The sequence below is a fragment of the Haladaptatus ordinarius genome, assembly GCF_054177595.1.
The window spans coordinates 50,620-62,723 of record NZ_JBPEHH010000023.1 but is presented as its reverse complement, the minus strand read 5'-3'; the positions used below and the strand labels follow the sequence as shown (position 1 = coordinate 62,723).

The 12,104-nt window shown below is 61.5% G+C and carries 13 protein-coding genes and 1 pseudogene; 3 read left to right on the top strand and 11 right to left on the bottom strand.

Annotated features, from left to right (window positions below):
* The 7 genes and pseudogenes from ACR3FF_RS10600 to ACR3FF_RS10570 form a co-directional block, all read right to left on the bottom strand.
* Positions 1-599 (bottom strand): IS4/Tn5 family transposase DNA-binding protein (locus ACR3FF_RS10600; RefSeq protein WP_458187979.1); only part of this gene is annotated, 599 nt, incomplete at its 3' end.
* A 394-nt stretch (positions 600-993) separates the two neighbouring features.
* A complete protein-coding gene (locus ACR3FF_RS10595) occupies positions 994-1,128 on the bottom strand; it encodes a hypothetical protein (protein ID WP_458187978.1) in 135 nt (44 codons plus the stop codon).
* Positions 1,129-1,148: 20 nt separating this feature from the next.
* Complete coding sequence (locus tag ACR3FF_RS10590; protein WP_458187977.1) at positions 1,149-1,481, bottom strand: DUF7344 domain-containing protein; 333 nt, start codon at positions 1,479-1,481, stop codon at positions 1,149-1,151.
* Between the two features lie 111 nt (positions 1,482-1,592).
* The gene (locus ACR3FF_RS10585; protein WP_458187976.1) at positions 1,593-1,766 is read right to left on the bottom strand and encodes a hypothetical protein; all 174 of its coding nucleotides are present in this window, start codon (positions 1,764-1,766) and stop codon (positions 1,593-1,595) included.
* Positions 1,767-1,901: 135 nt separating this feature from the next.
* Positions 1,902-2,555: pseudogene (locus ACR3FF_RS10580) on the bottom strand (hypothetical protein); the annotation flags it as partial.
* Positions 2,556-3,036: 481 nt separating this feature from the next.
* Positions 3,037-3,477, bottom strand: coding sequence for a MaoC family dehydratase (locus tag ACR3FF_RS10575; protein ID WP_458187975.1), 441 nt, complete (start codon positions 3,475-3,477; stop codon positions 3,037-3,039).
* The gene (locus ACR3FF_RS10570) at positions 3,474-4,547 is read right to left on the bottom strand and encodes a phosphotransferase family protein (protein WP_458187974.1); all 1,074 of its coding nucleotides are present in this window, start codon (positions 4,545-4,547) and stop codon (positions 3,474-3,476) included. The genes ACR3FF_RS10575 and ACR3FF_RS10570 overlap by 4 nt, the downstream gene beginning before the upstream one ends.
* A 151-nt stretch (positions 4,548-4,698) precedes the next feature.
* Between ACR3FF_RS10570 and ACR3FF_RS10565 the strand changes: the two genes are divergently transcribed.
* Complete coding sequence (locus tag ACR3FF_RS10565) at positions 4,699-5,913, top strand: acyl-CoA dehydrogenase family protein (protein ID WP_458187973.1); 1,215 nt, start codon at positions 4,699-4,701, stop codon at positions 5,911-5,913.
* 403 nt (positions 5,914-6,316) lie between these two features.
* Here the strand turns inward: ACR3FF_RS10565 and ACR3FF_RS10560 are convergent, their stop codons facing one another.
* A complete protein-coding gene (locus ACR3FF_RS10560) occupies positions 6,317-7,717 on the bottom strand; it encodes an FAD-binding oxidoreductase (protein ID WP_458187972.1) in 1,401 nt (466 codons plus the stop codon).
* A gap of 189 nt (positions 7,718-7,906) precedes the next feature.
* Between ACR3FF_RS10560 and ACR3FF_RS10555 the strand changes: the two genes are divergently transcribed.
* Positions 7,907-8,062 carry a hypothetical protein gene (locus tag ACR3FF_RS10555; RefSeq protein ID WP_458187971.1) on the top strand — a complete coding sequence of 52 codons (156 nt, stop codon included), beginning with the start codon at positions 7,907-7,909 and terminating at the stop codon, positions 8,060-8,062.
* Positions 8,063-8,155: 93 nt separating this feature from the next.
* On the opposite strand, the gene ACR3FF_RS10550 is transcribed toward ACR3FF_RS10555, so the two are convergent.
* On the bottom strand, positions 8,156-8,926 hold the full coding sequence (locus ACR3FF_RS10550) for an iron-sulfur cluster assembly protein (RefSeq protein ID WP_458187970.1): 771 nt from the start codon (positions 8,924-8,926) through the stop codon (positions 8,156-8,158).
* Positions 8,927-8,929: 3 nt separating this feature from the next.
* Positions 8,930-9,982, bottom strand: a complete 1,053-nt coding sequence (locus tag ACR3FF_RS10545) for an amidohydrolase family protein (RefSeq protein WP_458187969.1) — start codon at positions 9,980-9,982, stop codon at positions 8,930-8,932.
* Between the two features lie 96 nt (positions 9,983-10,078).
* On the opposite strand from ACR3FF_RS10545, the gene ACR3FF_RS10540 reads away from it, so the two are divergent.
* Positions 10,079-11,122 carry an NAD(P)-dependent alcohol dehydrogenase gene (locus ACR3FF_RS10540; protein WP_458187968.1) on the top strand — a complete coding sequence of 348 codons (1,044 nt, stop codon included), beginning with the start codon at positions 10,079-10,081 and terminating at the stop codon, positions 11,120-11,122.
* Positions 11,123-11,176: 54 nt separating this feature from the next.
* Here ACR3FF_RS10540 and ACR3FF_RS10535 read toward each other — a convergent pair whose 3' ends face one another.
* Positions 11,177-12,019 (bottom strand): alpha/beta fold hydrolase, encoded by an 843-nt coding sequence (locus ACR3FF_RS10535; RefSeq protein ID WP_458187967.1) that lies wholly within the window; start codon positions 12,017-12,019, stop codon positions 11,177-11,179.
* Positions 12,020-12,104: the final 85 nt, after the last annotated feature.

The following is a 12,104-nucleotide window of genomic DNA, read 5'->3' as shown; positions in this document are numbered from 1 at the left end:
CACTCGGTGGCTTCCCTGTCACCATGCACCCATTTCTCGTGTTCATTCTCAAGGGAGATCGGCTCATCTTTCCCGTTCGTGTCGTCCGTGTTGCCCGATTGTTGGTCTTCGATCAGCACCTGCTGATCGATGACTCCGGTCATGCGCTGTGTCTGTGGAAGAATGCCAACCGAGGTATGAACTTTGACGCCTTCAACATCGATGTCCGCAGAGCTAATGTCACCAAGGCCGTCTTTAGCTGGGTGGCGGGGAAAGGTGAGATAGGTGGTGTCGGAGACGACCAACAGCTCGTCTCCGCCACTCAGCCGTGATCGCTGTGCTTGCTTGTGGGCAGAGATGACCTCACTGGGTTCCACACTGTTGTTATCGCAAAATCGGTATGTAGCCTTTGTGGACGCCCAGTCTTTGCAGGCGGCGGGGATGGACTCGGCAGGTGAACTGCCGAGTTCATCACCAATCTGTACCAATCGGTGGGTGAGGCGTTCATCCCCAAAGTCGGCTGACCGAAACTCGGATCGAATCCACCCTGACACGTCCATGTCACACAGCCGTCCATCCTCATCCACATTCGGTCGCCAATCTCGCGAACGGCTTCCCATCTTCCGGCCTCACTTCGTCAGCTACGGCCATCGAACTTGTGGGTAAAAGACAGGCCTAAAGGCCGGGATTCCCTCGCTGTTTAAAGACGTGCCTTCCAACTGGTCGAACCCGACAATGAGGAGGTAGCCTGTGATTTGGATGGGCTGAAACTGGACGCCTTGGGCGAGACCATAGAGGCAAACGAGAACCAGTGTTGCGACGATCACGTCGCGAATGAACGAGCGACCGTAGTGTGCCCCCGTTTTCGGCACGGCCATACCCTCGTCTTGGTATCACTGAGCCAAAACGTCACTGCACGGCGCGAACAACACCCCCTGTCGTGCAAGACGGTAATCGAACCCAAGTCGGGGATCGGTCTGTGCTTTCGAGGTGAGTTCCCACGGCCATACGTCGTCACTCATCTTCGTCGGAACCGAACTGGTTCCGTGCCGCCTTTGCGCTCATAGTTCGCCCTACGCGGTTGTCTTCCTCCGCTTTGAGGACTGCGACGAGTTCGTCACGGTCGAACTCGACGAATGACGACGCCATCTTTCACCCCGTCACGGGACTCACAACCACCCGTCCGGCAGTTCGTCGCGGTGGTTGTCGACCAGTTTCAAAAGGGGTTGCAACTCCTCGAACGCGGACCCTCGTATCACGACGTTTTTATCGCGGTCCCACTCGATGATGTCGAGTGATTCTAGTTTCGGAAGGTGGACGTGGGTCATCTCGATGAGCATCGCCTCTAACTCCTCGTCATTCGTGGCCAGGTCCTCGGGGATGCTCGCCTCGTCTTCGGGATTGTGATCCAACAATGTCATTAGCAGTCGTCGCCGGTACGGATATTTGAGCAGCTCGAAGGCGTCCGTCGGCGAAAGGGCTCCCATTTCCTTGTGCTCCATGGGCTTAGTTAGAACTTCGATGCGGATGTTTGGTCCCTGTAGCACGACCGGTGATTAAGTAGGGGGCCGTCGCGGGATACCAATGCTGCTGACTAAGGAAGAGGTATCTTGTCAGCGCTGGTGGATGGCGGTACCGTTCGGGTCCGTCACCTCGATGTCGCAGTTTTTCACCCGCACGTAGTTGCTGTTCTCGGCGTGAAGCGCGTGTTGAATACCTTTCCACGTGGCGTTATCTCCGACGATTCGCGCGTTCTTGACGACGCTGTCTCTCCCGCCGATTCGCACGCTCGCGGTCTGGCTGTTCTTGTAGACCCCGCCGTCGACGATGACTTTCCGGAGCCGTTCGCGGCGTACAGGCCGTTGTCCGGGAAAAATCCTAGTTTACAGTCTTTGAACGTGATGGTGCCTTTGTTGCCATTGTTACAGAGGATACCCGTCGGACCGCGCCAGAGTCTGTCGCCCGGCGTACTTCCGGTCCAAGAACCGCCAGCGGGTGCGCGGAAGCCCTGGACGACGCCGGAGCCGTCGGGGTCGGTGATGACGGCCCGAAGCGGTCCCCACGTCCCGCTGTCGTGACGCCCCCCACGTGTTGACGTTTCGTACCTTCAGCCCGTCGCTGACGGCGGCGTCGAGGACGCGGATGCCAGTGTTTTTCGCGGTCTGGTCGACGGTGATGTTCTTGAACAGGAGGTCTTTGCCCGGCGCGTAGTCGACGCCGAGTCTGAACAGACGGTAGTTCCAGTCGCCGCCGTCGTCGAAGTCGTAGTAGTTGTCGGGGACGATGGTGACGTTCCACTTACCGTAGATGCCGAAGTTGTTGAACCCGGTAAAATGGAACTGCCTGTTCATGCGGTAGCGCCCCGGCGGGAACACCAACACCGTGTCGTCGTCGGCGCGTTTTTCCAACAGTGGATTGATGGATTCGTTGCCGGTGGGGTCTGCGCCAGCGTCCTCGACCATGTCGATGACCGTCCCGAAGCTATCGAGCAGGGGTGGCCTCGCACTGGCTTTTCCGGTCATCGCTCCTGTCCCGGCGGCACAGAGGCCCGCTGCGCTCACTCCTTTCAAGAAGCTTCGTCGCGTCGTCTTCTGGGTCGGTTTCGGATATTTCGCGTGTGTCGGTTTCGTGGTTCATTCTCTGATCCAGCGATTATTTTGAACAACCGTCTCGAAGCACGGACATCGGTCCGATGCCCGAGAGACTATTGATCTCCTTTCTGACGGTCAACAAAACAGTGTAACCAGTACCCGCGCCAAAGTTTGTGGCTTCACAAATCCGTGTTTTAAAACCCTTCACATAAAAATATATAATTACATACATATGTTATAAATATCTGATAAAACTTAGGTAATCTTTCAAAAACTATCGTATTTCAATACACATTGGGGAACGGGTTACCGCACGACTCTACTGGCACAGACGACACACCACCTCCTCGTCGCAACCGCAGACGTCTCTCTCTCGTGAAAAATCTCAACCCTGCGGATACCGGCCAGAAACCGTCTTTTGCCGGGATGTAGTGGTCGTGTTTTCCAAGCTATCTCTTTCGGAGAATCAATCCTCCCGGCGGACGAACATAGCCGTGTCCATCGCGAGGACGACAGTGTCGTCCTCGTTCAGTGTCTCGACGTGAGAGGTGACGAGGCCGCGATTCGGGTCGCTGTCCAGTGGTCGCTTTCCCGTCACTTCGGTTCGAACGGAGAGGACGTCGCCGGGACGAACGGGCCGCCGAAATCGAACCTCGTCGACCCCCGGCGAGCCCAGACTCCCCTCTTCTGTAATCTGATTGTCAACGAGCATCCGCATCGTCATCGCGCAGGTGTGCCAACCGCTCGCGATGAGACCGCCGTACTCCGATTCTTCGGCCGCTGTCTCGTCGACGTGGAACGGTTGTGGGTCGTACTGACGTGCGAACTCGACGATTTCCTCTTTCGTGACTTCGTACCTCCCGAACGTTTCGACACTGCCGACGGTGACGTCGGAGTATCGACTCATAGCGGTTCGTCTCCCTCGATGATTCGAACCGCACGGTCGGCGAGGGCGGGGACGCGCTCTTCCATGCGAGGATACATCGCATCGTCGCTGTTTCCTTCCAGATAGCGTCGATAGAACATCTCCCCGAGCGCCGCGAGTTTGTAGACTGCGAGTACCCGATAGAATCGCTCGTGCTCGAAGGTGATTCCCGTCCGTTTTTCGTACCGATCGACCAACTCCCGCCGGGTCGGGTAGCCATCGCGCTCCATGAACGTCGACGTCAGTTCGGGGACGGCCGGTGCGGGGTCTTTCGCATCGCGCCAGTACGAGAGCATCCACCCCAGGTCGGCGCGCGGGTCACCGAGCGTGCTCATCTCCCAGTCGAAGACGGCGACCAGCTCTGGTGGCGTCCCTGGTCCGAACATCACGTTGTCGAGTTTGTAATCGCCGTGGACGAGCGTCTCCGGATGGTCGGCCGGCGTCGACCATTCGAGCCATTCGCCGACCCGTTCCAACGCCGGAATTGCCCGTTCCTCGGCCGTCCGTTCGAACGCCCACGAGAGTTGGTCGCCCCACCGCGTGACCTGGCGTTCCGTGTACCCCGTGGGATAGCCGAACTCGCCGAGGCCGACCGCCTCGTAGTCGACGTCGTGGACGAATGCGAGCGTATCGACGAGTTGCTCGCCCATCTGCTGGCGATAGCTCGGCTCAGCAAACCGCTCTGGTTCGGTATCGCGCGGAACGTCGCCTTCCACCAGTTCCATCACGTAGAAATCGCTCCCGATGACGCCGTGGTCCTCGCAAGCGGTGACCGTCTTCGGTACCGGGACGGCGGTTCCCTGGAGGGCATCCATGACGCGATACTCTCGCAGGACGTCGTGGGCAGTCTCCGCCGTCTCGCCGGGGGGTGGTCGCCTGACGACCAGCATTCGGTCGCCCCACTCGACGAACAACGTCTCGTTCGAGTGGCCTTCCGTGTGGCGTTCGACTGCAAACGTCGCCGCCGGATCGAGTTCGTCCGCGAGAAACGCTGCCAGGGCGTCCTCGTCTACGAGCCGGTCGAAATACGCGTCTTGATCCGGGTCGGACATACCGCGAAGTTCGCGGGCGTCGTACGAATAAGTACGGGTGGGGCGTCACCACGGTGGAGAGAGGGGGGCACATCGTCGGCGTGCGTTGATCGTAGCCGATTCGATCCATTCCGACACTACGCTTTTTACCGTGAAGGTTGGTGTGAACGGCATGGAGTACGACGACTCCGCCAGGGCGACCGAGTTCGCCGCGCGGACCCGCGAGTTCATCGACGACATCGTGATACCCGTCGAGCGTGAGGCGCTCGGCAACGGACCGGTCGGTGACGACGTCATCGACGAACTGCGTGCGGCCGCCCGCGAGTACGACGTGTACGCACCGCACCTCCCCGAGGAGTATGGCGGGCACGACCTCAGCTATCGAGAGATGCTCCCGGTGTTCGAAGTGGCCGGACGGAGTCTCCTCGGCCCGACGGCCATCCGGGTCGACGCGCCCGACGAGGGGAACATGCACACGCTCGAACTGTTCGGCACCAACGACCATCAGGAGACGTGGCTTCGACCGCTCGCTGCTGGAGACGCTCGTTCCGGCTTCTCGATGACCGAACCGTCGCCCGGAGCGGGGTCGGACCCGAAGATGATCCGGACGACCGCCGAGAGAGACGGCGACGAGTGGATCATCGACGGCCACAAGTGGTGGACGACGCAGGGAAGCGAAGCGGACGTGCTCATCGTGATGGCGCGAACGAACCCCGACGTGCATCCTTACGAGGGCTGTTCGCTCTTTCTCGTCCCCGCCGACACGCCGGGTGTCGAGGTCGTCCGAGACATTCCGCACATCGGCGGCGGTCTCACCGGCACGGGTCACGCCGAGATAACGTACGAGAACGTTCGTGTCCCGGACGACGCTCTCCTCGGGACGCTCGACGAGGGGTTCAAACACGCACAACAGCGCCTCGGCCCCGCCCGTCTCACACACTGTATGCGATTCTCGGGGATGGCCGAGCGCGCGCTCGACGTCGCCAAGGCGTACGTGAGCGACCGCGAGGCGTTCGGCACGCCCCTCAGCGAAAAACAGGACCTGCGGTTCACCGTCGCCGAGGCCGAAACGCGATTGCACGCCGCACGGACGATGGTTCGGCACGCCGCTCGTGCAATCGAAGCGGGCGAGGAGGCTCGCGTCCCCGTCTCCATGGCGAAGGTGTTCACCGCGAACGTCGTCCAGGACGTCATCGACGACTGTGTGCAACTCTGTGGCGGGAGCGGCATCGGCAAAGACCTCCCTCTCGCGGACTTCTACGAGAACGTCCGCCAGTTCCGCATCGTCGACGGCGCGGACGAAGTTCACAAGCGCGTCATCGCGCGGGACGCGTTCGAGAACGTCGACCCGAGCGAACTCGAGAACGTTCCGACGTACGACGAGTGAGAACCGGCAGGTGTCGTCACGTCGCCGGGCATCGAGAACGGAGTCTCGCGCCGAGGGCGAAAACTGGCCACGCCGCATACAGGGAGGCGGGCCACCCGTCTACGGCCCACGAGACGACGCGGCCAGCAGTTACGTTTGCAACGGACGAAGTGCGTTCGATACGTGTTTTGCCTCCACGCCGGACAATCCGTCCGACTCGGCACCGCGACCGAACGCCGGACTTGCTATCGCCCGACGTATCCTCTTTCATACTCGATATTTGTAAAAACTGTGGTTGAGATTGGCACGCACGCCCATCGTCACTCGCTCGTCCCTCGGACCGCTTGTGCCGGAGCCATCGAACGAGAAAGAACCCGTCTAACGCCATCCGAGACGGACGAAATTCGAACGTCACTGACGGTGATTACTCCACGGTCGGCGCGACGTTCTGGTTCATGCGGAACAGGTTGGTCGGGTCGTACTCGTTTTTCAGTTCGACCAACCGATCGTAGTTCTCGCCGTAGGCGTTGGTCTCCTGGCCTTCGTCCTCGCTGACGAAGTTCACGTACACGCCGCCGGACGCGTGCGGTGCCATCGCGTCGTAGAACTTGCGGGCCCACGAGATACAGCGGTCGTCGTCTTCGGCGTCCTCCCAGCGAGTGTGAACGTTCATCACGTAATTCGCATCGCGGTGTGGGTACGCAGTCGCGTCGGCGGGAACGCGAGCCATCTCGCCGCCGACCTGTCCGAAGAAAATCTCGGATAGCGGTGACGGGAGGTCCGCCGCGTACTCGATTGCGGTGTCGATAGCCTCGTCCGAGAGTTCGTCGAAGTTGTGCGATTTCCAGTAGTTTCGCGCGCCCTCGGTGAGCAGTGGGTCGAACGACTGCTGGAACTCCGCGTACTGGTGTGGGCCAACGGCGTCGGCGATGGGGTCGCCGTACTCTCGAATCGGTGCTAACACCTCCTCGCCCTCGTCCATATCGCCCGCGTAGAACGCGACGACGATGCAGACGCCCACGCCGTGCACGTCCGCCGGGAGGAACGGAAGCGGCGGGGCCTTCCGGAGGATGGCCCAGACGGACGATTCGTCCGGGGCGTCGTCGTTGAACTCACGCAGGTTCCGAACGACGTCCGGCGCGTCCTCGCCCGCGTAGACGATTGGTCCCGCGAGCACTTCGGGGCCGACCTCGTGGAGGTCGAACTCGAAGGACGTCACGATGCCGAAGTTGCCGCTTCCGCCCCGAACACCCCAGAAGAGGTCGGGATTCTCCTTCTCGTTCGCGTGGCGGAGTTCACCGTCTGCGGTGACGATGTCGACCGACCGCAGGTTGTCGACTGTCATCCCGTACTTCCGGGTGAGCCACCCGAAACCGCCACCGAGGGTGAGCCCCGCGATGCCGGTGGTCGAGTTGATGCCGAGCGGCGTCGCGAGACCGAACTGCTGTGTCTCGTGGTCGACGTCCGCGAGCGTCGCACCCGGCTCGACGCTGGCCGTCTTCGTGTCCGGGTCGACTCGCACCGACGTCATCTGCGAGAGGTCGATCATGAACCCGTCGTCACAGACTGCGTTGCCGGCGATGTGGTGGCCGCCGCCGCGAACCGACACCAGCAGGTCGTTCTCGCGGGCGAAGTCGACTGCCGTAATGACATCACCCACCCCGCGACAGCGAGCGATGAGTGCCGGATACCGTTCGATCATTCCGTTCCAGACCGAACGTGCCTCGTCGTAGCCCGGGTCGTCTGAAACGAGCAGTTCGCCGCGATACTGCTCGTCCAACTCGCCGACGTTGCTCTCGTCTATGGGCGTGTCTTGGATTGCCATCTCGACATCTCAATCGCTTCGACAGCACATGAATATTGTTAGCATTCAACAAACTCTACGCCGGTAGCACTAATCTCGGATACGGTACGCCGAACGACTCCGACGGCGTTTCGACGCCTCCGGGCCGGTTTCGGGGGCGCACTGCGACGTATCGAAGCATTCTTTCTCTCGCTTTCCGTTCGACTCGGTATGGTTCGCTTAACGCGTGTGCTAACCGTTATTGTCGCCATCGTTGCCGTCTCGTTCGCTATCCACTACGCACTCTTCGGGTCGTTGCCCCTCGGCAAACCACAGTTGCTGGACGAGGAGACGGTGGAAGACGAACCGACCGAAGCCTGGCAGTAGGCGTCTGAGGACGTTCGCCGTCGTTCGACAATTTTCGACGCGTCGCCGACACCGGTATCCAGTGACGTCCGTCTCCCGCAACCGTCTCCCGCGTCAGTCGTCGACCGTTGCGCCGTTCCGCGATTCGTGGAGGGCAGCACAGACGCTGCCCTGCCCGCCGACGTTCACTTTGGCGGCACGAGCGCGAGAGTGGACCAGTTCGAACGTCTCGGGGTCGAGAGGGTCGCCATCGGGGTCTGCGAACAACGGGTCGTCGTCCGCCGTCACGAGGCCGGTCTCCTCTGCCTTCTCCAGATACCGGACGACGGGTTCGTCGTCCACCGCGACGAAGAGGGCTCCCTCCCGAAGCGAGACGACAACCCGTCCGGGGTCGAGTTCCAGTTGGCCGCGTCGGAGGGCGGCTATCTGCTCGGCGGAGAGTCCGGCATCTAGCAGGTCCTCGACGACGGTGTGCTGGCGGGCGAGTCTCGCCTTTTCGTCGAGTTTTCGGCGGACGGCGTCGACGCCGGATGCCGCCTCCGGGAACACCGACTGAAACGGTCGGCGTTCGTTGACTCCCTCCGTTATCTCCTCGGCGTGCATGTGGTCTTCGAGTTCGACCGTGACGACATCGACGGCCGGGAGGGTCTGAACTTCGTCGCGGATACCCGTGGCCATCATCCACGCGAACGCTGGCGAACACCACGCCGTCGGGAGCACGAAGGAGACCTCGACGTGGCTGCCGTCGATTCGCACCCGGCCGACGTACTCCAGGTCGACGATCGACCGGTCGAGTTCGGGGTCGTCCACCCGACGGAGACGGTCGATAACTGCCTCCTTGTCGACCCCACCGTCACCGGGGTCTGTGGCGTCAGTGGCTGGCATGGGTCAGTCCGCCGCCGCGCTCCCGTACTGGTCGCCGAGGTCGAACTCCCGGCTGATGGCGTCGTCTTCGAACTGTACTTTCTTCTGCTCGATGTCGATGTCGTAGAGTTCCGCGGCGTTCTCGCCCATGAACTTCTTTTTCACCTCGGTGGTGAGTTCGATGCCGTACTCATCGCGCTGGTCCGGGGTGAGTTCGGCCTCCATGACCGTCGGGACGAGCCAGTCCGGTTCCCAGAGCGCGTAGTCGGAGCCGAAGAGGATACGGTCTTCGCCGAGCCAAAAGAGCAGTTCGCCCATTATCTCCCCGAACTTCCGCGGGCGGTTCTGCGCCAGCGGTGCGGCCACCGCGAGACCACCGTAGACGTTCGGTTCCTGTGCCGCTATCCAGCAAAAGTCGTCCAGCCGAGGCAACCCGACGTGTTCGACGACGAAGTTGAGTTCGGGAAACGACGTCGCGGCGTCGTCGACGTCGCCCACGTCGAACGCGTCTTTGTTCAACGGCCGAATCGTCGGCCCCTTGTGCGGGTGGATGTTCTCGATACCGAGTTCCGAACACTTCTCGAGGAACCGGAACGCCTCCTCGCTATCGAGTCGCCACCCCTTGGAGTCACCGCGCCACTCGGCAGTGTACAGTTTCACGCCGTTCAGGTCGTACGCCTCGTCGAGTTCTTCGAGATACTCCAGTCCCTCCTCACCGTCTCGCGGGTCGAAACTCCCGTTGAGAACGAATCGTTCGGGATACTGCTCGGCGAGTTCGGCGTTCTGTTCGGTGGTGTTGAACCCGTCGTCGTAGAAGTCCGAGAGATACGTTGGCTGGAAGATGCCCATGTCGACGTGTCCGTCGCCGAACAGGTCCGTGACCATCTTCTCTTTACCGTACTTCCGGTAGGTCTCCATGTCCCACTGTTCTTCCTCCGGCGTGAACGCCGTGTGATAGTCGTAGAAACACTGGATGAACTGTTCGCCACCTTCGTGGACGATGTTCTCTTCCGTCGCGTCCCAGAGGTGGACGTGGGCGTCGATGACGAACACGTCCTCACCATCGTGTGTGTACATGCGAATGAATTGTGGTAACACATTACAATATCACTTCTACCGATGATGATAGGCAGGCCGTTTACTCTTTGAGGCTTCGACGTGGTACCTGCTACCATGGAAGCAGCCAGACTCCACGAGTACACCGACGATATGAGCGAAGCCCTGCAGATAGACGACGTCGACCGCCCAGTCCCGGAACAGCCGGACGACGTCGTCGTAGAGGTAGCGGGCGCCGGCTGGTGCCAGACTGACAACCACATCATCGAGGGGATGTGGGCCGAGTACGTCCCACAGGAACTCCCAATGACCCTCGGCCACGAGAACGCCGGTGCCGTCTCCGCGGTCGGCGACGACGTCACGCTGGTCTCGGAAGGCGACCCGGTCATCTGTCATCCGGTACAAACCTGCGGAACGTGTCGTCCCTGCCGACTCGGCGAGGACATGTACTGCGAGAACAGCGCGTTCAACGGCCTGACAGACGACGGTGGGTTCGCCGAGTATCTGCTCACGAACGAACGCGCCGTCATCCCTCTCCCGGTGGGTGTGGACCCGACCGACATCGCTCCGCACGCCGACGCCGGGATAACGGCATACCACGCGGTCAAGAAAGCGGTGAGAGAGCTAAATCCCGGTGACCACGCGGTCGTCATCGGGGTCGGCGGACTCGGTCACATCGGTCTCCAGTGTCTGGACGCGATGAGCGCCGCGACCATCACCGCGGTCGACCTCAAAGACGACGCGCTCGACCTCGCGACCGACCTGGGAGCACACCACACCATCAACCCGGAGACCGAAGACGTTCCCGAGGAGGTCGCGGCCCTGACCGACGAGACGGGGGCCGCACAGGTGCTCGATTTCGTCGGTGCCGACGTGACGACGGGGTACGCGCCAGACATCGTCGCGGCCGGAGGCGACCACCACGTAATCGGCTACGGAGGTCACGTCCACGAACCATCACAGGCACTCGTCAACGGCGAGTTCTCGTTCAAAGGGACGCTCGTCGGCAAGTACTCCGAACTCCAGGAACTCGTCGCGCTGGTCGACCGGGGCGACGTCGAGTTACGAACGTCGCGGTACGACCTCGACGACATCAACACGGTCGCCGAACGGCTCGAACACCGAGAGATAGAGGGACGCGCCGTCATCACGCCTCCCTGAGGTCGGCTTCGACGGCCGCAGATCCTGTACGACGACCGGGCCCAGACGGGAGACTCAGCGGAGAAACTCGGTCAGGTGGTCGACGAACGCGTCGGGTCGGTCTTCAGGGACCCAGTGGTTTGCCTCGTCGAGGCCGACCAGTTCGCAGTTCGCGATGTCGTCTTCGAGACGTTCGGCCCACTGGACGGGCTGGAATTCGTCTTCGAGCCCCCAGAGCAACAGCGTGTCTGCGGTGACGTCACTCGGGTCGACCTCCGTCGTGTGGCTCGTGTTCGTCGCGCACGCGTCGCGTACGAGCGACGTGACGCCTTCCTCCGAGTTCCACGGGGTCTTCATCCCCTCGACAAACGCCTCGTCGTGGTCGTCGCCGTGCAGCGTCTGCCGGAACAGTTTGTCGAGCATCTCCTGGAGGTCCTCCGGGCTGTTCTCGCGGGCGGACTCCGGAAGGCCCAGGTCGGTGATGGTCTGGATGGGCCAGGAGTCGTACGCGACGGCGTTCGACAGGACGAGCGAATCGACTGACCTCGGGTTGTGGAAGGCGTACCGGAGAAACACGCCTCCCCCGAGGTCGTGTCCGACGAGCGAGACGGTGTCGAACCCGAACTCGTCGACCAATCCGTCGAGTACGACCTCCTGCGCGCGGAGCGACCGGTCGAACCCGTCGAACATCGACGAGTTGCCGTAGCCGACCATGTCGGGGACGACGACGTGCCGGTCCTCTGCGATGAGTGGTGCGACGTGTCGCCAGAGGTACGAGTTGGTCGGGATTCCGTGCAAGAACAGGACGGGGTCGTCGTTCTCTCTGCCCGCCTCGTAGAACGCCACGTCGAGGTCGTGGCCGTCCACCGCTACCGTCGTCGATTCCTGGGCTGTCGTCCATTCGGAGTAGGTTTGCATCTTCGGTTGCCTCCTCTCCAAATCGGTGGAACAGTGGCAAACGCCTGCTTCCTATGACGATAGGGTCGGGACGGTTCGGGAGTCG

Excerpts from the sequence above, each read along its gene's own strand:
- ACR3FF_RS10595 (WP_458187978.1), bottom strand. The coding sequence starts at position 1,128 with ATGGCGTCGTCATTCGTCGAGTTCGACCGTGACGAACTCGTCGCAGTC.
- ACR3FF_RS10590 (WP_458187977.1), bottom strand. The coding sequence starts at position 1,481 with ATGGAGCACAAGGAAATGGGAGCCCTTTCGCCGACGGACGCCTTCGAG.
- ACR3FF_RS10575 (WP_458187975.1), bottom strand. The coding sequence starts at position 3,477 with ATGAGTCGATACTCCGACGTCACCGTCGGCAGTGTCGAAACGTTCGGG.
- ACR3FF_RS10570 (WP_458187974.1), bottom strand. The coding sequence starts at position 4,547 with ATGTCCGACCCGGATCAAGACGCGTATTTCGACCGGCTCGTAGACGAG.
- ACR3FF_RS10565 (WP_458187973.1), top strand. The coding sequence starts at position 4,699 with ATGGAGTACGACGACTCCGCCAGGGCGACCGAGTTCGCCGCGCGGACC.
- ACR3FF_RS10560 (WP_458187972.1), bottom strand. The coding sequence starts at position 7,717 with ATGGCAATCCAAGACACGCCCATAGACGAGAGCAACGTCGGCGAGTTG.
- ACR3FF_RS10555 (WP_458187971.1), top strand. The coding sequence starts at position 7,907 with ATGGTTCGCTTAACGCGTGTGCTAACCGTTATTGTCGCCATCGTTGCC.
- ACR3FF_RS10550 (WP_458187970.1), bottom strand. The coding sequence starts at position 8,926 with ATGCCAGCCACTGACGCCACAGACCCCGGTGACGGTGGGGTCGACAAG.
- ACR3FF_RS10545 (WP_458187969.1), bottom strand. The coding sequence starts at position 9,982 with ATGTACACACACGATGGTGAGGACGTGTTCGTCATCGACGCCCACGTC.
- ACR3FF_RS10540 (WP_458187968.1), top strand. The coding sequence starts at position 10,079 with ATGGAAGCAGCCAGACTCCACGAGTACACCGACGATATGAGCGAAGCC.
- ACR3FF_RS10535 (WP_458187967.1), bottom strand. The coding sequence starts at position 12,019 with ATGCAAACCTACTCCGAATGGACGACAGCCCAGGAATCGACGACGGTA.